The following is a 20,146-nucleotide window of genomic DNA, read 5'->3' as shown; positions in this document are numbered from 1 at the left end:
GTGCCACGGCGTTAGGTCTCCCTGTGTTTCGGCCGCGGGGTGACGCGGCGATGTCTATCGGTGACCGCCGTCGACGTCCGAACAGCGGCCTGACAGACCGACCCGCCGGCGGGAGGCCGCGGGCCGGTCCGGGGTGGAGCTATGCGGGTCAGTCCTTCTTGCCGGTCTCGGTGACCGGGTTCTCCGGCTCCTTCACGTCCGCCGCGACGACCTCGGGCTCCTCGACCTCCGGCTCGACGACCTCGGGCTCCTCGACGATCGCGTCAGCCTTGCGGTGCACGGTCGCGATGGCCGGGCGCGCGAAGCGGACCTGCACGTCGGGGGCGATCTCCAGCACCACGTCCTGATCTTCGATGGCGACGACGGTGCCGTGCAGGCCACCGATGGTGCGGATCTCGTCGCCCGGGCCGAGCGAGTTCTGCATCTCGACCGCCTCACGGCGGCGCTTCTGCTGCGGACGGATCATCACGAAGTACATGAACCCGAAGAGCAGGACGATGATCAGCAGAAACGAGAAATTGCCGCCGCTTGCTTGTTGCTCAGCTGCGTGGAACACGAAGAAAGCCTTCCGTAAGCCACGGGCGCGGGCGTGGGCGGGCGCCGGGGCGATATACAGATTTGCGGTTGAACCGCGGCGAGTCTAATAGGTCAACCTGGAGATAACGAATGCGGCACACGTCACGTTCAGATCACGAGCGATTATCAAGCGTCACGAGCGAACAGGTCGCCCTGGAAGACCCCGGAACGGCCGTCTGCCGGGGGCGTTCTGCCCAGATGTGCCCATCCTGCCTCGGTCGCCACCCGGCCCCGCGGCGTACGCGCCAACAGCCCCGCCCGGACCAGGAACGGCTCGCACACCTCTTCCACCGTGTCGGACTGCTCCCCCACCGCGACGGCGAGCGTGGACAGCCCCACCGGACCGCCCTTGAACGAGTCGATCAGCGCCCGCAGCACCGCCCGGTCCAACCGGTCCAGCCCCAGCGCGTCCACATCGTAGACCTGCAGCGCGGCGCGGGCGACGTCTTCGGTCACCACACCGTCCGCCCGGACCTCGGCGAAGTCCCGGACCCGGCGCAGCAGCCGGTTGGCGATCCGGGGCGTGCCCCGGGACCGGCCGGCGATCTCGGCCGCGCCCTCCGGGGTGATCGGCACGCCGAGGATCTTCGCCGAGCGGTGGAGCAGAGCGTCCAGGTCGGCCGGTGAGTAGAAGTCCAGGTGCGCGACGAATCCGAACCGGTCACGCATCGGGCCGGACAGCAGGCCCGCCCGGGTGGTCGCGCCGACCAGGGTGAACGGTTCCACGTCGAGCGGGATCGCGGTGGCGCCCGGGCCCTTGCCGACCACCACGTCGACCCGGAAGTCCTCCATCGCGCTGTAGAGGAGTTCCTCGGCCGGTTTCGCGATCCGGTGGATCTCGTCGATGAAGAGCACGTCGCCGGGGGCGAGGCCGGTCAGGATCGCCGCCAGGTCACCGGACCGCTCGATCACCGGGCCGCTGGTGGTCCGGATGCCGGTGCCCAGCTCGGCGGCGACGATGTTGGCCAGGGTGGTCTTGCCCAGACCGGGCGGGCCGCTCAGCAGGATGTGGTCGGGTGGGGTGCCCCGGCCCATCGACGCCTTGAGCAGGAGTTCCAGCTGGTCGCGGACCCGGTGCTGTGCGATGAAGTCGGCCAGCCGGCGCGGCCGGACGCTGGCCTCGGCGTCCAGCTCCTCGTCGCGGGCCTCGGGAGAGAGGTCCTCGGTCATCGGTTCTTGCCCAGCAGCCGGATCGCCTGGCGCAGCAGCGCCGGCACCGGCGGCACCTCGCCGTCGATGGTCTCGCCGATCGCGGCGACCGCCTGGTCGGCCTGGGTCGCGGACCAGCCGAGCGCGAGCACGCCCTGGCGGACCTGCTCCTGCCAGGCGCCGTTCAGCACGCCGGCCGCACCGTTCTCGCCGATCGGCATCGGGCCGATCTTGTCCTTGAGTTCGACGATCAGTTTCTCCGCGCCGCGCTTGCCGATGCCCGGCACCTGGGTGAGCACCGCGAGGTCGCCGCCGGCGATCGCGCGCCGCACGGTCTCCGGCTGATGCACCGCGAGCACCGCCTGGGCGATCCGCGGGCCGACGCCGTTGGCGGTCAGCAGCAGGTCGAACAGCTGGCGTTCGGTCTCGTCGGCGAAACCGAACAGGGTCAGCGAGTCCTCCCGCACGATCAGCGTGGTGGAGAGCCTCGACTCGGCACCGACGCGCAGGCCGGCCAGCGTGTTCGGCGTGCAGAGCACCCGCATGCCGACACCGCCGACCTCGACGACGGCGCTGTCCGGGAGGATCGCGGTGACCACACCGCGCACACTTGCGATCATCGAAGACTCCTGCGGGCTGCGGCCTCGATCTTCGCACGGGTGCCCCCGCGCCAGATGTGGCAGATGGCGATGGCGATGGCGTCGGCCGCGTCGGCCGGCCTGGGTGGCGCGGCCAGCCGCAGCAGGCGGGTCACCATCGCGGTGACCTGTGCCTTGTCGGCCGTGCCGGACCCGGTCACGGCCGCCTTGACCTCGCTCGGGGTGTAGGTCTGCACCGGCAGTCCGGCCCGCGCGCCGGCCAGGATCGCGATGCCGCTGGCCTGCGCGGTGCCCATCACCGACCGGGCGTTGTGCTGGGCGAACACCCGCTCGACGGCCACGCTGTCCGGTTTGTGCTCGGCGACCAGCGCGGTGAGGCGCAGGTCCAGGTTGAGCAGGCGCAGGGCGATGTCCTCGTCCGGCTCGCTGCGCACCACGTGGTAGTCGATCAGCGTGCCCGGCCGGCCCGGCATGCCCTCGACGACGCCGACACCGCACCGCGTCAGCCCCGGATCGATGCCGAGCACCCGCACCACGGACCTCCCCTTCGCGAACGTGTGTTCGACACCCTAATACGACTGTCACTTGCGCCCGCCGCCGACACGCCTCGACGATGGGCCGGGAGGCCGCCGTGTACCTCATCGCGCCCATGGACGACGATCCGCCGCCGGACTACGTCGCCTTCGTCACCGAGCACCGTCGTGACCTGCGCGGGGAGGCGTCGCGGCTGGTCGGCGGCGACGCCGTGGCGGCGGAGATCTACAGCGAGGTGCTGATCGATCTGGCCGCGCACTGGCGGCGGCTGCGCTGGTGGGGCCGCATCACACGGACCGACGCGACGAGCGCCTATCTGCGCCGGCGGCTCGTCGGCCGGGCCGGCCGGTGGCGCGACGAGCAGATCTATCCGGTCGAGGTCCTCGGCCTGCGCCCACCACCCCCGGTGGTCCCGCCGATCATCGAGGGCGGCAGCCTGGCACTGCGCAAAGCCGAGATCCTTCGGGGTACGACCGGAGCACCGCGGGACGCCGTCGCGGATGCCGGAATAGCCTGGGTGCACGCCTGGCGCCGCAGTCAGTGGCGGCAGATCGTGCTGCGGGCCGCCACCGGAACCGTGCTGATCGTCGGGATGCTCCAGTACTTCACCTGGCTCGGCACCCACGGCCCCTGAGAACACGCCGGGCCGGCCCCGCAGGACCGGCCCGGAACGCGAGGAGGGATCACTCCTCGATGGCCGCCATGACCTCGTCGGAGATGTCGAAGTTGGCGTAGATGTTCTGCACGTCGTCGCAGTCCTCGAGCGCGTCGATCAGCTTGAACACCTTGCGGGCCGGGTCCTCGTCGAGCGGGACCGTCATGGTCGGCACCAGCGACGACTCGGCCGAGTCGTAGTCGATGCCGGCGCCCTGCAGCGCGGTGCGCACCGCGACCAGGTCGGTCGGCGCGGTGACCACCTCGAACGAGTCGCCCAGGTCGTTGACGTCCTCGGCACCCGCGTCCAGGACGGCGAGCATGACGTCGTCCTCGGTCGTGCCGTCCTTCGGGACGATGATCACGCCCTTGCGGTTGAACAGGTAGGACACCGAACCCGCATCGGCGAACGTGCCGTTGTTGCGGGTCAGCCGGGTCCGGACCTCGGTGGCGGCCCGGTTGCGGTTGTCGGTGAGGCACTCGATCAGGATCGCCACGCCGTTCGGGCCGTAGCCCTCGTACATGATCGTCTGCCAGTCGGCGCCGCCGGCCTCGAGGCCGGAGCCCCGCTTGACCGCGTTGTTGATGTTGTCGTTCGGAACCGACGACTTCTTCGCCTTCTGGATGGCGTCGTAGAGCGTGGGGTTGCCGGAGGGGTCGCCGCCACCGGTCCGGGCCGCGACCTCGATGTTCTTGATCAGCTTCGCGAACATCTTGCCGCGCTTGGCGTCGATGACGGCCTTCTTGTGCTTGGTCGTCGCCCACTTGGAGTGGCCGGACATGCGTAACCTCCGTGTCTACCGAACGGGTGCGGCCTGGCGGACCATCGCGACGAAGTACCGGTGGACGCGGAGGTCTCCGGTGAGCTCCGGGTGGAAAGCCGTGGCGAGCAGGTTCCCCTGCCGAACGGCGACAATCCTACCGGCGGCGGCCCCGTCGGCGACGCGGCCCAGCACCCGCACGTCCGTGCCGACCTCCTCGACCCACGGCGCGCGGATGAAGACGGCGCGAAAATCACCGCCCGCGATGTCGTCGATCGCCACCGGCGCCTCGAACGAATCGACCTGCCGGCCGAACGCGTTGCGCCGCACGGTCATGTCGATCCCCCGGAACGACTCCTGGTCGGGACGCCCGTCCAGCACCGTCCCGGCCAGCATGATCATGCCGGCGCAGGAGCCGTAGACCGGCATCCCGCCGGCGATCCGCTCGCGGATCGGGCCGGTCAGGCCGAAGGCGACCGCCAGCTTGCTGATCGTGGTCGACTCCCCGCCCGGGATCACCAGGCCGTCGACGTCGTCGAGCTCCTCGGGTCGCCGGACCGGCCGGGCCAGCACGTCCGACTCGGCCAGCGCCGCCAGGTGTTCGCGCACGTCGCCCTGCAGAGCGAGCACTCCGATGTTCACGACGCCACTCTAGGCAGGGGTGTTCGAGCAGGCCACCGGGAGGTCGATTGGCTATCGGCGGGCGGGTCACGGCTTCGTAGGATTCCGTTGACCATCACCCTGCGTAAGGAGCCGATTGCTCATGTCCGAAAACCAGTCCGCCGTAGGCACCGCACGCGTCAAGCGCGGCATGGCCGAGATGCTCAAGGGCGGCGTGATCATGGACGTGGTCACCCCGGAGCAGGCGAAGATCGCCGAGGACGCCGGCGCCGTCGCGGTGATGGCGCTGGAGCGGGTCCCGGCCGACATCCGCGCCCAGGGCGGCGTCTCCCGGATGTCCGACCCCGACATGATCGACGGGATCATCGCCGCGGTGTCCATCCCGGTGATGGCGAAGGCCCGGATCGGCCACTTCGTCGAGGCCCGGGTGCTGCAGGCACTCGGGGTGGACTACGTCGACGAGTCCGAGGTGCTGACCCCGGCCGACTACGCGAACCACATCGACAAGTGGCAGTTCACCGTCCCGTTCGTGTGCGGGGCGACGAACCTGGGCGAGGCGCTGCGCCGGATCACCGAGGGCGCTGCCATGATCCGCTCGAAGGGTGAGGCCGGCACCGGGGACGTCTCCAACGCCACCACGCACATGCGCCGGATCCGGGCCGAGATCCGCCGGCTGCAGACGTGCGCGGAGGACGAACTCTACGTCGCCGCCAAGGAGCTGCAGGCGCCGTACGAGCTGGTCAAGGAGGTCGCCGAGGCGGGCCGCCTGCCGGTCGTGCTGTTCACCGCGGGCGGGATCGCCACCCCGGCCGACGCGGCGATGATGATACAGCTCGGCGCCGAGGGCGTGTTCGTCGGATCCGGCATCTTCAAGTCCGGCAACCCGGCGCAGCGGGCCGCCGCGATCGTCAAGGCGACCACCTTTCACGACGACCCGGACGTGCTCGCCAAGGTGTCGCGCGGGCTGGGCGAGGCCATGGTCGGCATCAACGTCGAGGCCGAGCCGGTCCCGCACCGCCTCTCCGAACGGGGCTGGTGACCACACCCCGCGCACCTTCCGGTGTGTTGATTCAAGGCGCGCTACGCGCCCCGAATCAACACACCCCCAACAGCGTGACGACTTCGGGCGCGCTACGCGCCCCAAGTCGACACACCCCGTCAGGCGCCGGAGGCCACCACGGTGGGCGGGTCGGACGGGGAGGCCGGGGCCGGCACGGTCAGCGGCGGCAGGTCGGGCAGCACCGGCTCGACGATGTCGAAGTACTCCGGCTTGCGGTACCGCCGGTTCAGCAGGAGCATCCGGACCAGCACCCGGTCGCGGGCGGTCTGCGCGTCCCGGACCTGGTCGGTGTGCACCTGCCGGGCCAGCACCACCCGGCGGCTGGTGTTGATCAGCGCCCGGGCTGCCGGGTCGGACGGGTCGAGGGTGACCGCCTGCAGCTGGCGGGTCAGGTCGTTCTCCGCGGTCTCCCGGTCACCCGGTTCGGCGTCCAGCGCCAGCCGCGCCGCGGCGTAGAGCTCGACCGACTCGTTCTGCTCGGCGACCACCGCAGCCGCGGCGGCCCGGCGCACCAGGTGCGCGTCGAGGGCACGTTCGGCGGACTGCGCCCGCATGTGCACCCGCTCCACCCGTTGAGCCGTCCAGCCCAGGTACGCCGAGAAGATCGCCGTCAGCGCGACGACTCCCACCACCCACCACATGCCGGGCATCGTAGTGCCCGGCATGTGGACTCACCGTGGTCAGGTTCACTCGTCGTCGAAAACCCGTCCGTCGGTGGCTTCGATCGCCGTCGCGTACACCTCGAGGACCCGGGTGGCCACGCTGGGCCAGTCGAACGCGCCGACTACGATCCGGGCGCACGATGACAGACCGTCCCGGCGTACGGGATCATCCAGCAGCTCGCCGAGCAGGCCGGTGAGGGCGGTGACGTCCCCGTTCGGGAACAGTGCCCCGGCCCGGCCGCCGTCCAGGACCCGGCGGAACGCGTCCAGGTCGCTGGCCGCGATGGCCGCTCCGGCCGCCATCGCCTCGGTGAGGATCATGCCGAAACTCTCGCCGCCGGTGTTCGGTGCCACGTACACGTCGACGCTGCGCAGCATCCGCGCCTTGTCAGACTCGGACACCAATCCCAGGAATTCCACCCTTTCGTGGAGTTCGGGAGGTATGTCCGAGTAGAGCTCGTCGCGGTCGCCCGGCCCGGCCACGAGCAGCCGCAGCCCGGGCCGCTCCTTCGCCAGCCTCACGTACGCCGTACGCAACAGCGGGAAGCCCTTGCGCGGCTCGGTGAAGCGGCCCAGGAAGCCCAGCGTCCCACCCTCGCCGGGCCATCCCGGCAACGGCGCAGCCGAGGCGAACTTGGCCACCGCAACCCCGTTGGGGATCTCCACCGCGCCGCCGCCGAGGTGCTCCACCTGCACCTTGCGGGCCAGCTCGCTGACCGCGATCCGCGCGGTGATCTTCTCGATCACCGGTTGCAGGAACGTCTGCGCGGCCGACAGCGCCCGCGACCGGGTCATCGCGGTGTGGAAGGTGGCCACCACCGGCCCGCGCGCCGAGACCACCGCCAGGAACGACAGGCTCGGCGAGAGCGGCTCGTGCACGTGCAGCACGTCGAACTCGCCCTTGCGCAGCCAACGGCGTACCCGGGCGGTGGAGACCGGGCCGAAGGCGATCCGGGCGACCGAACCGTTGTAGGGCAACGGCAGCGCCCGCCCGGCCGGGACGACGTAGGGCGGGTGCTCGGCGTCGTCGTCGGCCGGTGCCAGCACGCTGACCTCGTGCCCGAGACCGATCAGCGCCTCGGCGAGGTCCATGATGTGGTTCTGGACCCCGCCGGGCACGTCGAACGAGTACGGGGACACGATCCCGATACGCACCGTGCCCCCTAGAGCCAGAGCTTCTGGAGCATGTGCCAGTCCTGCGGGTGCTCGGCGATGCCCGCCGCGTAGGCGTCCGCGAGCAGCTGCGTCGTCTTCTTGACCCGTTCGTCGAGCGGGCCGTCGGTGGGCGGAACGACCTCCCGGGTCCGGGACATGACGCGGTTCTCCTCGAACCAGCAGTCGACGGCGTAGAGCGGCGCGCCGGTGCGGATGGCCAGGATCGCCGGGCCGGCCGGCATCCGGGTCCGCCCGCCGAAGAACTCCACCTCGACGCCGGACCGGGACAGATCACGGTCGGCGAGCAGCGCCACCACCCAGCCCTCGGTGAGGTGTTCGCCGAGCACGTCGAGCGCGGGCCGCTCGCCGCCGGTCAGCGGCAGGACCTTCATGCCGAGCTTCTCCCGGTACGCCAGGAACTGCCGGTACACCGCCTCCGGCTTGAGCCGCTCGGCGACGGTGATCAGCGGCCAGTCGTGTGCGCAGACCCACGCCCCGGCGGCGTCCCAGTTCGCCACGTGCGGCAGGGCCAGGATCGCCCCGGTGCCGCCCTCGGCCGCCTTCTTGAGCTTCTGGTAGCCCTCCGCCTCCATGAAGAAGCCGTCCAGGAAGTCCCGCCGGTTCTTCGACGGCAGGCGGAACGCCTCCATCCAGTAGCGGGCGTAGGAACGCAGCGCGTCCCGGACCAGGTCGTCCGGGGCGTCCGACCCGACCACCTGGCTCAGGTTGCGGCGCAGCCGCTGCACACCCGGCCCGCCACCCCGGAACGCCCGGTCGGCGCCGGCCCGGAACAGGGCCTGGGCCGCGGGCAGGGGCAGGGCGCGGACCAGGCGCCATCCGGCGATGAAACCGAACTCGGTCAGACGTTCCTTCACGCGGCAGGCGCCTTCACATCGGAGCGGGCCGCACTGATCAGCCGCTGCAGGACAGTGACCAGGGAGAGGACGGCGAGGATCCACAGCGCCGCGGGCAGGCCCCAGGTGAAGCCGGCCGCGCCGAGCAGACCGCCGACACCGACGATCAACAGGCGTTCCAGACGTTCGGCGATGCCCACGTCGGCGTTCAGGCCGAGGCTCTGCGCGCGAGCCTTGACGTACGACACGACCTGGCCGGCGACCAGGCTGATCAGGGCGGCGACGACGCCGCCGTACGGGTTGCCCTCGGTGGCGAGGTAGTAGACGGTGGCGCTGAACACGGCGCCGTCGGCCAGCCGGTCCATGGAGGAGTCGAGGAGTGCCCCGAATTTGCCGGAACCTCCCCGCATCCGGGCCATTGTGCCGTCCAGGGCGTCGGTGAGAGCGCAGGCGGTTACGATCACGGTGCCCGCCAGAAGATGGCCCAGAGCTCCGAAATACGCCCCGATGAGAACTCCGACGGTGCCCGCGACGGTGACCGCGTTGGGTGTGACGCCGATTCGTAGAAGGAGACGGGCGACCGGCTCGATGCCGTACGCAGCGAAGGCCCGCGCGGTGGTTTGAACGATCTTTGCCATGGCCGTCTCACCATAACGGCGCGCGACCAGCGGCGGTACGGCTCGCCCCCCGGTTGGCCGGATCGTCACCATCCGGCACAGTTCTGGTGCCGGTGGTCCTTGCCGCCGGTACATCCCCGGGTGTGGGATTCAGAGAACAGCGGTGTAACAAACTGGAAACGACAGGAGCGCTCGGCATGGCGCAGAAAACTTCGGAGAGAGGACTTACCGGCGCGAACGCGCCGGTGGTGACAGATCCCGGCAGAGTTCGCAACGTGGTGCTGGTCGGCCATTCCGGCGCGGGGAAGACGACGTTGGTCGAGGCGCTGCTCGCCGCCACGGCCACGATTCCGCGAGCCGGCACGGTGGCCGACGGCACCACGGTGACCGACCACGACCCGGCGGCGGTGCGGCAGCAGCGGTCGGTGGCGCTGTCCTGCGCGCCGCTCGTCCACGAAGGTGTGAAGATCAACCTGCTCGACACACCGGGCTACGCCGACTTCGTCGGGGAGTTGCGAGCCGGCCTGCGGGCCGCGGACGCCGCGCTGTTCGTCGTCTCGGCGGTCGACGGGGTGGACGACTCCACCGTGGCACTCTGGGAGGAGTGCGCGGCGGTGGGCATGCCGCGGGCCGTGGCGATCACCCGCCTGGACCACCCGCGGGCGGACTACGAGCAGGTGCTGCAGGAGTGCCAGGACGCGTTCGGCGAGAACGTCCTGCCGATCTACCAGCCGATGCTCGGCGACGACGGGCAGACGTTCGCCGGGCTGCTCGGGCTGGTCACCCTCCGGGTGCTGGACTACTCGCAGGGCTACCCCCCGCGGACCGGCGAGGCGGAGCGGGAACACATGAACCCGGTCGCCGACGACCGCAACACCCTCATCGAGGCGATCATCGCCGAGAGCGAGGACGAGAGCCTGATGGACCGGTACATCGGCGGGGAGCTGATCAGCACCGAAGCGCTGGTACCGGACCTGGAGAAGGCGGTCGCCCGGGGCAACTTCCACCCGGTGATCCCGGTCAGCGCGGACACCGGCCTCGGGCTGGACGCGCTGCTCGACGGGCTGGTCGCCGGAGCGCCGTCGCCGCTGGAACACGAGCCGCCGGTGGTCACCGGAGTGGACGGCTCGCCACGCCCACCACTCGCCTGCGACCCGGACGGCCCGCTGGTGGCCGAGGTGGTGCGGACCACGATCGACCGGCACGTCGGACGGGTCTCACTGGTCCGGGTCTTCTCCGGCACGCTGCGGCCGGACCAGACACTGCACGTCTCCGGCCACGGCATGGCCGAACGCGGGCACCCCGACCACGACGCCGACGAACGGGTGGCGCACGTCTACGCCCCGCTCGGCGCCCAGCTGCGCGAGGTCGGGTACGCCCTGGCCGGCGACATCTGCGCGATCACCAAGTCGGGTTCGGCGGAGACCGGCGACACCCTCTCCGCCAAGGACGACCCGCTGCTGATGGAGCCGTGGTCGATGCCCGAGCCGCTGCTGCCGATCGCGGTGGTGGCCAAGACCCGCTCCGACGAGGACGCCCTGGCCAAGAACCTGGCCCGGCTGGTGGCCGGCGACCCGACACTGCGGCTGCAACGCAATCCGGAGACCCACCAGTTGGTGCTCTGGACGATGGGCGAGTCCCACGCCGACGTGGTCCTCGACCGGCTCCGCGCGGGCGGCGTCGACCTGGACACCGAGCCGGTCAAGGTGGCGTTGCGGGAGACGTTCGGCGCGAGCGCCAAGGGCCACGGGCGGCACGTCAAGCAGTCCGGCGGCCACGGGCAGTTCGCCGTCTGCGACATCGAGGTGGAACCCCTCGGCCGGGGCGAGGGCTTCCAGTTCGTGGACAAGGTGGTCGGTGGCGCGGTGCCGCACAACTACATCCCCTCCGTGGAGAAGGGGGTGCGGACCCAGCTGGAGAAGGGCCTGACGGCCGGGTGCCCGGTGGTCGACGTGCGGGTCACCCTCTACGACGGCAAGGCGCACAGCGTGGACTCGTCGGACGCCGCCTTCCAGACGGCCGGCGCGCTGGCGCTGCGGGCCGCGGCGGAGAACGGCCGGGTCACCCTCCTGGAGCCGGTCGACGAGATCGAGGTACGCGTCCCCGAGGCCTACGTCGGGGCGGTCATGAGCGACCTCTCCGGCCGGCGCGGGCATCCTCTGGGCAGCGAGTCCGGCGGGGCGGGCGAGGCCAGCGTGGTGCGGGCCGAGGTCCCGGCGACCGAACTGGTCCGGTACGTCGTGGAGTTGCGTGCGATCACCTCGGGGACCGGCACGTTCACCCGGCGCTACCTGCGTCACGAGCCGATGCCGGCGAACCTGGCCGACGTGGCCCGCAAGGAGCACACCGCGGTCAGATAGTAATGGCGTTCGCCGCCTCGTACATCGGCGCGAGGACCCGGCCGCCGGTATGCGGGCGCCAGACACGTCTCGTGGTCTGGGTGCGAAGCCCGTCCGCGTGGTGACTTCAGGCGCGCTGGGCACCCGAAGTCACCACACCCGCGGTGGGGTGTGGTGATTACGGCCGCACTGAGCGCCCCGAATCACCACACCCGCCGTGGAACGTGGTGACTACCGCCGCGCTGAGCGCCTCAAATCACCACGGGCGCTGACCACGAGACGTGTCTAGGCGGCGGGCCACGCCTTCAGGAGCAGCTCACGGGTGTCACCGAGCAGCTGCGGCATAACCTTGGTCCGCCCGATCGTCGACATGAAGTTCGCGTCGCCGCCCCACCGCGGCACGATGTGCTGGTGCAGGTGCTCGGCGATGCCGGCGCCGGCGATCGCGCCCTGGTTCATCCCGATGTTCATGCCGTGCGGGCTGCTCACCGACCGGATCACCCGGATCGCCGTCCGGGTGTACGCGGCCAGCTCCCCCGTCTCGGCGTCGGTCAGCTCGGTGTAGTCGGCGACATGCCGGTACGGGCAGACCATCAGGTGCCCGGGGTTGTACGGATAGAGGTTGAGCACCACGAAGACCAGCTCGCCGCGCGCCACCACCAGGCTGGACGCCTCCGGCAGACCGGGTGCCAGGCAGAACGCGCAGCCGGCCGGACGGCTCTCACCGGTGACGTAATCCATCCGATGCGGCGCCCAGAGACGCTCCAGACCGTCCGGTTCACCCGCCCGATGCTCATCCACGATCCGCATCCTAAACGCTGCCCCGCCGTCCGGCCCGATGCGAAGGAGCCGGGCCGGACGGACGGGACCACAGGTCAGGCTGCGGAGGGCCCGGTGTTGACCCGGGACTTGACGATCTCCACGACGTGCGCGACGGCCTCGTCGATCGAGACGCCGTTACGCTGCGAGCCGTCGCGGTAGCGGAACGACACGGTCCCGCCGTTCACGTCGTCGTCGCCGGCGATGGCCATGAACGGGATCTTCTGCTGCTGGGCGGTGCGGATCTTCTTCTGCATCCGGTCGGTGGAGTGATCCACCTCGGCACGGATGCCTTTCTTACGAAGAAGCGTGACGAACTCCTCGAGGTACGAAGCGTGGTCGTCGCGGATCGGGATGCCGACCACCTGCACCGGCGCCAGCCAGGCCGGGAACGCGCCCGCGTAGTGCTCGACCAGCACACCGAAGAACCGCTCCAGGGAGCCGAACTTCGCCGAGTGGATCATCACCGGCTCCTGGCGGGAACCGTCGGCCGCCTGGTACTCCAGACCGAACCGGGCCGGCATGTTGAAGTCGTACTGGATCGTCGACATCTGCCAGGTCCGGCCGATCGCGTCCTTCGCCTGCACGCTGATCTTGGGGCCGTAGAAGGCCGCGCCGCCCGGGTCGAGGACGAGTTCCAGGCCGGACTCGGTGGCCACATCCTCGAGGACCTTGGTGGCGGTCTCCCACTGCTCGTCCGAGCCGATGAACTTGTCGCTCTGCGGGTCCCGGGTCGACAGCTCGAGGTAGTAGTCGTCCAGGCCGAAGTCGTCGAGCAGCGACCGCACGAAGTTCAGCAGGTGCTTGATCTCGCCCGGCGCCTGCTCGGCGGTGACGTAGGAGTGCGAGTCGTCCTGGGTCAGGCCGCGCACCCGGGTCAGGCCGTGCACCACGCCGGACTTCTCGTAGCGGTAGACCGTGCCGAACTCGAAGAGCCGCATCGGCAGCTCACGGTAGGACCGCCCGCGCGACCTGAAGATCAGGTTGTGCATCGGGCAGTTCATCGCCTTGAGGTAGTAGTTCGCCCCCTCCAGCTCCATCGGGGGGAACATCGTGTCCTTGTAGTAGGGCAGGTGGCCCGACGTCAGGAACAGGTTCTCCTTGGTGATGTGCGGGGAGCCGACGTACTGGAAGCCCTCCTCGATGTGGCGGGCCCGGACGTAGTCCTCCATCTCCCGCTTGATCACACCGCCCTTGGGGTGGAAGACCACCAGGCCGGAGCCGATCTCGTCGGGGAACGAGAAGAGGTCCAGCTCGGTGCCGAGCTTGCGGTGGTCGCGACGCTCGGCCTCGGCGAGCCTGTTCAGGTACGCCTTGAGCTCGTCCCGCGACGGCCACGCCGTGCCGTAGACCCGCTGGAGCTGCGGGTTCTTCTCCGAGCCGCGCCAGTACGCCGCCGCCGACCGCATCAGCTTGAACGCCGGGATCAGCCGGGTCGTCGGCAGGTGCGGACCGCGGCACAGGTCGCCCCAGACCCGCTCGCCGTCCTTGTTCAGGTTGTCGTAGTGGGTCAGCTCGCCCGCGCCGACGGCCACCGCCTCGGGGTCCACGTCGCCCTTGATGTCGACCAGTTCGAGCTTGAACGGCTCGTCCTTCAGCTCCGCCTTGGCCTCGTCGAGCGACGAGTACTCCCGGCGGCGGAAGGTCTGCCCGGCCTTGACGATCTCCTGCATCCGCTTCTCGAGCTTCGTCAGGTCCTCGGGCTGGAAGGGCTTCTCCACGTCGAAGTCGTAGTAGAAACCGTCCCGGATCGGCGGGCCGATGCCCAGCTTCGCCTCCGGGAAGACGTCCTGCACGGCCTGGGCCAGCACGTGGGCGGCCGAGTGGCGCAGCACGTCCAGGCCGTCCGGGGTGTCGATGGCGACCGGGGTGACCTCGGTGTCGGCGGCCGGCGCCCAGTCCAGGTCGCGCAGCCGGCCGTCGGCCTCACGGACCACGACGATCGCCTTCGGCCCGTTCGCAGGGAGCCCGGCGGCGGACACCGCGTCGGCCGCCGTAGTCCCGGCCTGGACGACTAGGGGGTCGGCCACAGCGGGTGTACGGGGTGCAGACACGGTGTTCTCCATTCACGAAGGAACGGCCCGGTCGTCCGGGCCGTCACCGATGCTATCCGCCGGGTTCAGGCCGGGTTCGGGCGGCGCGCGAGGTCACCCGCCGCCCGTCACCGGCAGCCAGCCGGGCAGCGGCTCCCGGGCGGCGAGCCAGGCGGCCGGGATGCCCTCCACGCCGGTGTACGCGCTGACCACCCCGCCCGCGATGGCCGCGGTGGTGTCCACGTCCCCGCCGGCGATCACGCACGCCGCCACGGCCGCCGGATAGTCGTCCAGGTAGCGGGCCGCCGCCCAGAGCGCGTAGGCAACGGTGTCCTGGGCCAGTGCCCGTGCCCCGTTCCCCAGCCGGTGGGCCGCCTCCTCCTGGCCTCCGGTGATGCCGGCGGCCTCGATCAGGCCGTCGTGCACCGATCCCGCGGGGGTGTGCGCGGCGGTGGCCAGCAGCAGCTGGGCGGGTTCCGGCCGGCGCCCGTCGAGGCGGCCGGCCGCGGCGACCGCGGCGGCCACGCTCACCGCCACCCCGCCGGCGATCCCCTCCGCGTGCGCGTGGGTCACCTCGGCGGCGCGGGCGCCCTGGGCGGCCGCGTGGGCGAGCGAGTCGGCGTGCCAGGCGCCCAGCGGGGCGGCCCGCATCGCCGCGCCGTTGCCGCAGGAACCCTGTCCGTCGAACGCGCTCGCGGCGGCGATCGGCCAGGGCAGGCCCTCACGGATCTCCCGGAGCATCACCACCGCGCCCGGTCCGTACCCGCGGTACGCGTCGAAGCGCCGGGCCAACGTCTCGGCGAACCCGTCCCGGTCGAAGTCGCCGTCGCCGAGCGCGGTGACCAGGCAACAGGCCTGTTCGGTGTCGTCGGTCCACTCCCAGGGTGCGGCCGGCACCCGGGCCCGCAACAGGTCGGACGGGTGGTTTCCGGGCACGAAGTACTGGGCGCCGAGGGCGTCGCCGACACTGAGGCCGGCCAGGCTCTCGAGGGCCAGGGCGAGGCGCGTACTGGGGAACAGAGTGAATGACATCAGCACTTCGGATCGTATTCCATCACTGAGCGTCATCAAAGAATCTCGCTGCATCACCCTTTGGGTTCTCACCACGCCAGACGCTACGGTCTTCGCATGGCCACGGTGTTGCTCGTCGAGGACGATCATGTCGTGCGCGGCGCCATGCTCCGGTCGTTAGCCGACCGGGGGCACGCCGTGCACGCCGTCGGCACCGCGCTGGAAGCGCTGCGGCGCGTCGCCGCGGAGACCCCGGATCTGGTCGTGCTCGACCTGGGGCTGCCCGACCTGGACGGTTCCGACGCGCTGCGCATGCTGCGCGGCATCACCGACGTGCCGATCATCATCGCCACCGCCCGCGACGACGAGCAGACCGTGGTCCGCCTGTTGCGGGCCGGGGCCGACGACTACATGGTCAAGCCGTTCACCGGCGCCCACCTGGACGCCCGCATCGCCACCGTGCTGCGGCGGGTGGGCCGGGCCAGCCGCGCCCAGCAACCCGCCGTCTACGAGGTCGGCGAGCTGCGGGTGGACGTCGGCGAGCGCAGTGCCAGTCTGGCCGAGCAGCCACTGGCGCTCACCCGTAAGGAATTCGATCTGCTGGCCTATCTCGCCGCCCGTCCGGGCCGAGTGGTCTCCCGTCGCGAGCTGTTGGAGGAGGTATGGCGACAGCCATCGGTCGGCGAGGACCAGACCATCGACGTTCATTTGTACTGGCTGCGCCGGAAGCTGGGCGAATCCGCGGCGAAGCCCCGCTACCTGCGCACCGTGCGGGGGGTCGGATTCCGGTTGGTGGCACCGGACTGAGGTTGCGGCTGGCGTACACGACCGCCGCCACCACGGCGGTCGCCTCGCTGGTCTTCCTGCTGCCTCTGGGCTGGGGTCTGCGCAACGACCACCGGGACGCCGCGGTCGCCGACGCCGCGGCGCGGACCGCGACGGTGGCCGGCGCGATCACCGCCGGAGCGGGCGAGAAGGGTGTCGCCGCCGCGATCGCCGCGGCCGGGGGCAACCCGGTCGTGCACACCCCGGGCATCGCCCCCAGCGAGGGTGGCCGGGCCGGTGGCGCGCTGATCGACCGGGCCGCGACCGCACCCGAGCCGACCGTGGCCGACGTCCCCGGTGGTGTGGTCCGGCTGCAGTCGGTCACCGCCGGCGGCCGCACCCTGGTGGTGGAGGCGTTCGTCCCGGACGCCGACCTCAACGAGAACACCGCCCGGGACTGGTGGCTGCTGCTCGGTCTCGCGGTGTTCCTGGTCGGCTGCGCGGTGTTCGTGGTGGACCGGCTGGCCCGCGGGGCGGTCGACTCGGCCCGCAACCTGGTCGACGCGGCCCTCGCGGTGGCCGACGGCGACCTGGCCGTGCGGATCTCCCCGTCCGGCCCCCGTGAGCTGGCCGAGGCCGGGTACGCGTTCAACCGGATGGCCGACCGGCTGGTCACCTCCCGGACCGACGAGCGCGAACTGGTCGCCGACCTGTCGCACCGGCTGCGGACCCCGCTGACCGCGCTGCGGCTGGACGCCGAGGCACTCGACCCGGACGACACCCAGATCATGAGCCTGTCCGCCGACGAGGTGGACCGCCGCCGGGGCATCCGGCGCATCCGGCAGGCGATCGGCACCCTCGAGGACGAGGTCAACCACCTGATCAACACCACCCGGCAGGCGGTCGCCGCGCAGGTCGCGGCCCCCGAGGACGGTCTGTGCGACGCCAGCGAGGTGGTCCGCGAGCGGATGATGTTCTGGTCCGCGCTCGCCGGCGACCAGGAACGGCAGTACCGGGTGGTCGGTGCGCACCTGCGGATCCCGGTCCCGGTGGCCCGGGCCGAACTGGCCGCCGCGCTGGACGCGGTGCTGGGCAACGTCTTCCGGTACACCCCGCAGGGCACCGCGTTCGAGGTCGGGATCTCCCGGCGGGACGGCTGGGTGGCGTTGCGGGTGGACGACGCCGGACCGGGCATCCCGGACCCGGCGGGCGCGATCCGGCGCGGCCAGAGCAACCAGGGCTCGACCGGACTGGGACTCGACATCGTCCGGCGGGTGGCGCAGGCCACCGGCGGGTCGGTGAGCCTGGACCGGGCGGCGATGGGCGGCGCGAGCGTCGTCATGCTGCTGGCCGACGCGGACGCGACGCCCAAGCAACCGAGCCGCTTCGGCCTGGTCGGCCGGGGCCGGATCGGACGCGACCGCGATCCGGAACGACGGCGCCGGGGCCGACCAGGCCGCGAGTAGGACTCGATCACCGGTGTCCCGGACCGGCAAGTGCCGATGGGCCCTTGTCACCCGGCCGGGACAGCTCTTGCTTATATCTTCATGAAGTTCGTTCCCCTGGGGCCCCAGGACTGGCAGTGTTCCCTCCGATCCCATCCGGCTTCGACGGTTCGCAACCCGCAGCGCGTCCCCATCGCCCCGCGACCGACGAAGCCCTGCGCGGTGGGAGGTGGCCACCCCATGGGCTCCTCCCACCGTCACCCGCACGACAAGGAGACGCAGTGTCCGCGCATCGCCGGCCAGCGTTCCGCGAGGCGTCACCGGAGAGGCGGCGCCACGCGGCAGCCGAACGATCCGGCTCTTCGGCACGCTCGGCAACTGTTCGACTCCTTCCCGTGGTGCTCGGCATGGTTCTGCTCGGTGTCGGAGCCGTCGTCGGCCCCCACGTGATCGGCACTGACGACACCGACGGCCGTTCCACGATGCCCGCGGTGCCGGAGGACGTCCCGGATCAGGGACTGGTCTACAGCGGACTCGCACTGGCCGCCGCCGGGACGCTCTGCTCCGGTGCGTACCAGCTCTATGAGGAGACCTGCACGTTCGGTCCGGACACCGCCCCGGCCGGCCTCGCGGTGCGCCGCGACGTCGCCCCGGTGACCGAGGGCATCCGCGAGGTGACCACGGTCAGCCGCGAGTCCTCCGCCGTCCCGCCGGACGCCGAGATCGCCCGTGACCTGGGCGGCAGCGCGCTGACCGCGGACGCCCCGGCGCTCGTCCCGGACGCCGCTCCCGGCCAGGCCGACTTCATCCTCGGACCGGACGCGGTGGCCTGCGCCGGCGACGGCCGCAGCGGCAAGCGCGTGCAACTGCTCTACCTGCACGAGGCGGGCACCGAGAGCCGCTACGCGAAGTTCCTCAACTCGTTCCGCACCTGGGCGGCCGGCGTCGACGCGATCTACGACGCGAGCGCCGCGGAGACCGGCGGCTCCCGTCACATCCGCTACGTGACCACGCCCGAGTGCCGGCCGGACGTCAGCGAGATCCAGCTGCCGGCGGGCTCGCTCGACTCGTTCGTCGCCACCGTCGACTCGCTGCGCAACCTCGGCTACAACCGGACCGACCGGAAATACCTGATCTTCTCCGACACCAACGTCTACTGCGGCATCTCCACCTACGTGGCGGACACCCGGCCCACCCGGGGCAACCGCAACAACGGCGGCCCGTCGTACGCCCGGGTCGACTCGGGCTGCTGGAGTTCGGCGGTGGCCGCCCACGAGCTGACCCACACGCTGGGCGCGACGCTGATCGGCTCGCCGAACTCCACCGGCACCGGCAGCTGCACCGACGAGTACGACCTGCTCTGCGGCGAGGACCGGTCCGGCAGGGCGATGCGTGAGGAGTGCCCCAAGAAGCACAGCATCCGGCTGGACTGCGGGCACGACGACTACTTCAGCACCGACCCGGAGCCCGGCAGCTACCTGGACAAGAACTGGAACGTCGCGCTCAGCGAGTTCCTGCTGCGCAGCGACGGCGGCGACGACATCCCGGACGCCCCCGGCGCCACCGTGCCGGACGCCGGCGGCACCACCTCGGCCGCGCCGGTGCCCGCACCGGACTCCGCGGCGAGCGCCGTCGCGTCGCCGAGCGCCACCAAGTCGGCCGGCCCGCTGGTCTCGCTGCCCGGCGTCGACATCTCGGTCGGCGCGGACCTGCCGGGGCTGGACGCGGTGGCCTTCGGGGACGACGAGCAGACCCTGGAACACGAGGACGGCGGTGTGATCGCGTCGCCCGGTGTGGCCAACAACGGGGTGCAGGCGGTTCTGGAGATCCGTGAGGCGACCAGCAGCTCGGTCCGCCTGCTCTGGAGCGCGGCCGACAAGGACGCCACCTATCAGGTGTGGGTGGACGGCAAGCCGGTCGCCTCGACCAAGTCGACCCGGGCCCGGCTGATCGGTCTCAAACCCAACGCGAAATACACGGTCGAGGTCAAGAACAAGGCTCTGGAGTACGCCGCCAAGGGTGTCGCGGAGACCGCCCCGGCCGCAAGCCCCGTGCAGAACTCCTGGTTCGTGCTGAGCAACGCGCTGACCGGCGGCGCCGCCGACCTGTACGCGGCGCGTACCGCCGACGGCAGCCCGGTCACCCTCGCCGACGACGAGGGCGGCACCCAGCAGCAGTGGCAGCTCGCCCCGGCGGAGAACGGCACCTACTCGCTGATCTCCAAGGCGAGTGGCCGGTGCGTGGTGCCGCTGGACGGCACGGCGACGGCCGGCACGCCCCTGGTGCAGGGCGACTGCCAGGCCGAGGCGGGGGCCCGCTGGACCCTGCAGGCCTCGGACTACGGATTCACACTGCGCAGCGCGACCGCCGACCTGGTGGTCGGTGTGGGCGCCCAGCGATTCGGCACCCACAGGGTGCTGGTGCTGCAGCCGGACAGCGGCCAGCGGCACCAGAGCTGGACGGCGGTGCCCGAATGACGAGCGAGGGAGTGC

General features: G+C 71.3%; 19 protein-coding genes. 6 read left to right on the top strand and 13 right to left on the bottom strand.

Annotated elements, in window-relative coordinates; translation table 11 throughout:
* Window positions 1-148: 148 nt before the first annotated feature.
* The 4 genes from yajC to ruvC all read right to left on the bottom strand — a co-directional run bounded on the left by yajC (window position 149) and on the right by ruvC (window position 2,857).
* Window positions 149-556: a preprotein translocase subunit YajC gene (gene yajC, locus WH85_RS34095; RefSeq protein ID WP_045746209.1), complete on the bottom strand. Its 408-nt coding sequence runs from the start codon at window positions 554-556 to the stop codon at window positions 149-151.
* A gap of 146 nt (window positions 557-702) precedes the next feature.
* Window positions 703-1,746: a Holliday junction branch migration DNA helicase RuvB gene (gene ruvB, locus WH85_RS34090; RefSeq protein WP_045746208.1), complete on the bottom strand. Its 1,044-nt coding sequence runs from the start codon at window positions 1,744-1,746 to the stop codon at window positions 703-705.
* Window positions 1,743-2,345, bottom strand: coding sequence for a Holliday junction branch migration protein RuvA (gene ruvA, locus WH85_RS34085; RefSeq protein WP_045746207.1), 603 nt, complete (start codon window positions 2,343-2,345; stop codon window positions 1,743-1,745). The genes ruvB and ruvA overlap by 4 nt, the downstream gene beginning before the upstream one ends.
* Entirely contained in the window at window positions 2,342-2,857 is a 516-nt protein-coding gene (gene ruvC, locus WH85_RS34080; protein ID WP_045746206.1) for a crossover junction endodeoxyribonuclease RuvC, read from the bottom strand. Before ruvC ends, ruvA begins: the two co-directional genes overlap by 4 nt.
* A gap of 116 nt (window positions 2,858-2,973) precedes the next feature.
* Here ruvC and WH85_RS34075 point away from each other — a divergent pair, with 116 nt between their 5' ends.
* Window positions 2,974-3,492 carry a SigE family RNA polymerase sigma factor gene (locus WH85_RS34075; RefSeq protein ID WP_157411384.1) on the top strand — a complete coding sequence of 173 codons (519 nt, stop codon included), beginning with the start codon at window positions 2,974-2,976 and terminating at the stop codon, window positions 3,490-3,492.
* 49 nt (window positions 3,493-3,541) lie between these two features.
* Here WH85_RS34075 and WH85_RS34070 read toward each other — a convergent pair whose 3' ends face one another.
* A complete protein-coding gene (locus WH85_RS34070; protein ID WP_045746204.1) occupies window positions 3,542-4,294 on the bottom strand; it encodes a YebC/PmpR family DNA-binding transcriptional regulator in 753 nt (250 codons plus the stop codon).
* 15 nt (window positions 4,295-4,309) lie between these two features.
* Window positions 4,310-4,915, bottom strand: coding sequence for a pyridoxal 5'-phosphate synthase glutaminase subunit PdxT (pdxT, locus tag WH85_RS34065; RefSeq protein WP_045746203.1), 606 nt, complete (start codon window positions 4,913-4,915; stop codon window positions 4,310-4,312).
* Window positions 4,916-5,036: 121 nt separating this feature from the next.
* Here pdxT and pdxS point away from each other — a divergent pair, with 121 nt between their 5' ends.
* Window positions 5,037-5,933, top strand: coding sequence for a pyridoxal 5'-phosphate synthase lyase subunit PdxS (gene pdxS / locus WH85_RS34060; RefSeq protein ID WP_045746202.1), 897 nt, complete (start codon window positions 5,037-5,039; stop codon window positions 5,931-5,933).
* A 119-nt stretch (window positions 5,934-6,052) separates the two neighbouring features.
* Here the strand turns inward: pdxS and WH85_RS34055 are convergent, their stop codons facing one another.
* Genes WH85_RS34055 through pgsA form a run of 4 tightly spaced genes read right to left on the bottom strand, consistent with a single transcriptional unit; the run spans window position 6,053 to window position 9,263 of the window.
* Window positions 6,053-6,604 carry a hypothetical protein gene (locus WH85_RS34055; RefSeq protein ID WP_045746201.1) on the bottom strand — a complete coding sequence of 184 codons (552 nt, stop codon included), beginning with the start codon at window positions 6,602-6,604 and terminating at the stop codon, window positions 6,053-6,055.
* Between the two features lie 36 nt (window positions 6,605-6,640).
* Entirely contained in the window at window positions 6,641-7,771 is a 1,131-nt protein-coding gene (locus WH85_RS34050) for a glycosyltransferase family 4 protein (RefSeq protein WP_045746200.1), read from the bottom strand.
* 8 nt (window positions 7,772-7,779) lie between these two features.
* Window positions 7,780-8,646 (bottom strand): phosphatidylinositol mannoside acyltransferase, encoded by an 867-nt coding sequence (locus WH85_RS34045; RefSeq protein WP_045746199.1) that lies wholly within the window; start codon window positions 8,644-8,646, stop codon window positions 7,780-7,782.
* On the bottom strand, window positions 8,643-9,263 hold the full coding sequence (pgsA, locus tag WH85_RS34040; protein ID WP_045746198.1) for a phosphatidylinositol phosphate synthase: 621 nt from the start codon (window positions 9,261-9,263) through the stop codon (window positions 8,643-8,645). The genes WH85_RS34045 and pgsA overlap by 4 nt, the downstream gene beginning before the upstream one ends.
* A gap of 176 nt (window positions 9,264-9,439) precedes the next feature.
* Between pgsA and WH85_RS34035 the strand changes: the two genes are divergently transcribed.
* Window positions 9,440-11,602 (top strand): elongation factor G-like protein EF-G2, encoded by a 2,163-nt coding sequence (locus WH85_RS34035; RefSeq protein WP_045746197.1) that lies wholly within the window; start codon window positions 9,440-9,442, stop codon window positions 11,600-11,602.
* 264 nt (window positions 11,603-11,866) lie between these two features.
* On the opposite strand, the gene WH85_RS34030 is transcribed toward WH85_RS34035, so the two are convergent.
* From WH85_RS34030 to WH85_RS34020, 3 genes are all read right to left on the bottom strand, one after another.
* Window positions 11,867-12,322: an HIT family protein gene (locus tag WH85_RS34030; protein ID WP_245674213.1), complete on the bottom strand. Its 456-nt coding sequence runs from the start codon at window positions 12,320-12,322 to the stop codon at window positions 11,867-11,869.
* Window positions 12,323-12,456: 134 nt separating this feature from the next.
* Window positions 12,457-14,454 carry a threonine--tRNA ligase gene (thrS, locus tag WH85_RS34025; protein ID WP_211275531.1) on the bottom strand — a complete coding sequence of 666 codons (1,998 nt, stop codon included), beginning with the start codon at window positions 14,452-14,454 and terminating at the stop codon, window positions 12,457-12,459.
* A 93-nt stretch (window positions 14,455-14,547) separates the two neighbouring features.
* Window positions 14,548-15,465, bottom strand: coding sequence for an ADP-ribosylglycohydrolase family protein (locus WH85_RS34020; protein WP_045746219.1), 918 nt, complete (start codon window positions 15,463-15,465; stop codon window positions 14,548-14,550).
* Window positions 15,466-15,561: 96 nt separating this feature from the next.
* Here WH85_RS34020 and WH85_RS34015 point away from each other — a divergent pair, with 96 nt between their 5' ends.
* The 3 genes from WH85_RS34015 to WH85_RS34005 all read left to right on the top strand — a co-directional run bounded on the left by WH85_RS34015 (window position 15,562) and on the right by WH85_RS34005 (window position 20,131).
* Window positions 15,562-16,251 (top strand): response regulator transcription factor, encoded by a 690-nt coding sequence (locus tag WH85_RS34015; protein WP_045746194.1) that lies wholly within the window; start codon window positions 15,562-15,564, stop codon window positions 16,249-16,251.
* Between the two features lie 2 nt (window positions 16,252-16,253).
* Window positions 16,254-17,675, top strand: coding sequence for a HAMP domain-containing sensor histidine kinase (locus tag WH85_RS34010; protein WP_083449457.1), 1,422 nt, complete (start codon window positions 16,254-16,256; stop codon window positions 17,673-17,675).
* A 386-nt stretch (window positions 17,676-18,061) separates the two neighbouring features.
* Window positions 18,062-20,131, top strand: a complete 2,070-nt coding sequence (locus WH85_RS34005) for an RICIN domain-containing protein (protein ID WP_245674211.1) — start codon at window positions 18,062-18,064, stop codon at window positions 20,129-20,131.
* Window positions 20,132-20,146 lie beyond the last annotated feature (15 nt).

The organism is Actinoplanes rectilineatus (genome assembly GCF_000962825.1).
Classification (GTDB): Bacteria; Actinomycetota; Actinomycetes; order Mycobacteriales; family Micromonosporaceae; genus Actinoplanes; species Actinoplanes rectilineatus.
This window is presented reverse-complemented; position numbering and strand designations above follow the sequence as displayed.

Coding starts and splice junctions, on each gene's coding strand:
- ruvB (WP_045746208.1), bottom strand. CDS start 1,746: ATGACCGAGGACCTCTCTCCCGAGGCCCGCGACGAGGAGCTGGACGCC.
- ruvA (WP_045746207.1), bottom strand. CDS start 2,345: ATGATCGCAAGTGTGCGCGGTGTGGTCACCGCGATCCTCCCGGACAGC.
- WH85_RS34075 (WP_157411384.1), top strand. CDS start 2,974: ATGGACGACGATCCGCCGCCGGACTACGTCGCCTTCGTCACCGAGCAC.
- WH85_RS34070 (WP_045746204.1), bottom strand. CDS start 4,294: ATGTCCGGCCACTCCAAGTGGGCGACGACCAAGCACAAGAAGGCCGTC.
- pdxS (WP_045746202.1), top strand. CDS start 5,037: ATGTCCGAAAACCAGTCCGCCGTAGGCACCGCACGCGTCAAGCGCGGC.
- WH85_RS34055 (WP_045746201.1), bottom strand. CDS start 6,604: ATGCCCGGCATGTGGTGGGTGGTGGGAGTCGTCGCGCTGACGGCGATC.
- pgsA (WP_045746198.1), bottom strand. CDS start 9,263: ATGGCAAAGATCGTTCAAACCACCGCGCGGGCCTTCGCTGCGTACGGC.
- WH85_RS34035 (WP_045746197.1), top strand. CDS start 9,440: ATGGCGCAGAAAACTTCGGAGAGAGGACTTACCGGCGCGAACGCGCCG.
- WH85_RS34030 (WP_245674213.1), bottom strand. CDS start 12,322: ATGGATTACGTCACCGGTGAGAGCCGTCCGGCCGGCTGCGCGTTCTGC.
- WH85_RS34020 (WP_045746219.1), bottom strand. CDS start 15,465: ATGTCATTCACTCTGTTCCCCAGTACGCGCCTCGCCCTGGCCCTCGAG.
- WH85_RS34015 (WP_045746194.1), top strand. CDS start 15,562: ATGGCCACGGTGTTGCTCGTCGAGGACGATCATGTCGTGCGCGGCGCC.
- WH85_RS34005 (WP_245674211.1), top strand. CDS start 18,062: ATGGTTCTGCTCGGTGTCGGAGCCGTCGTCGGCCCCCACGTGATCGGC.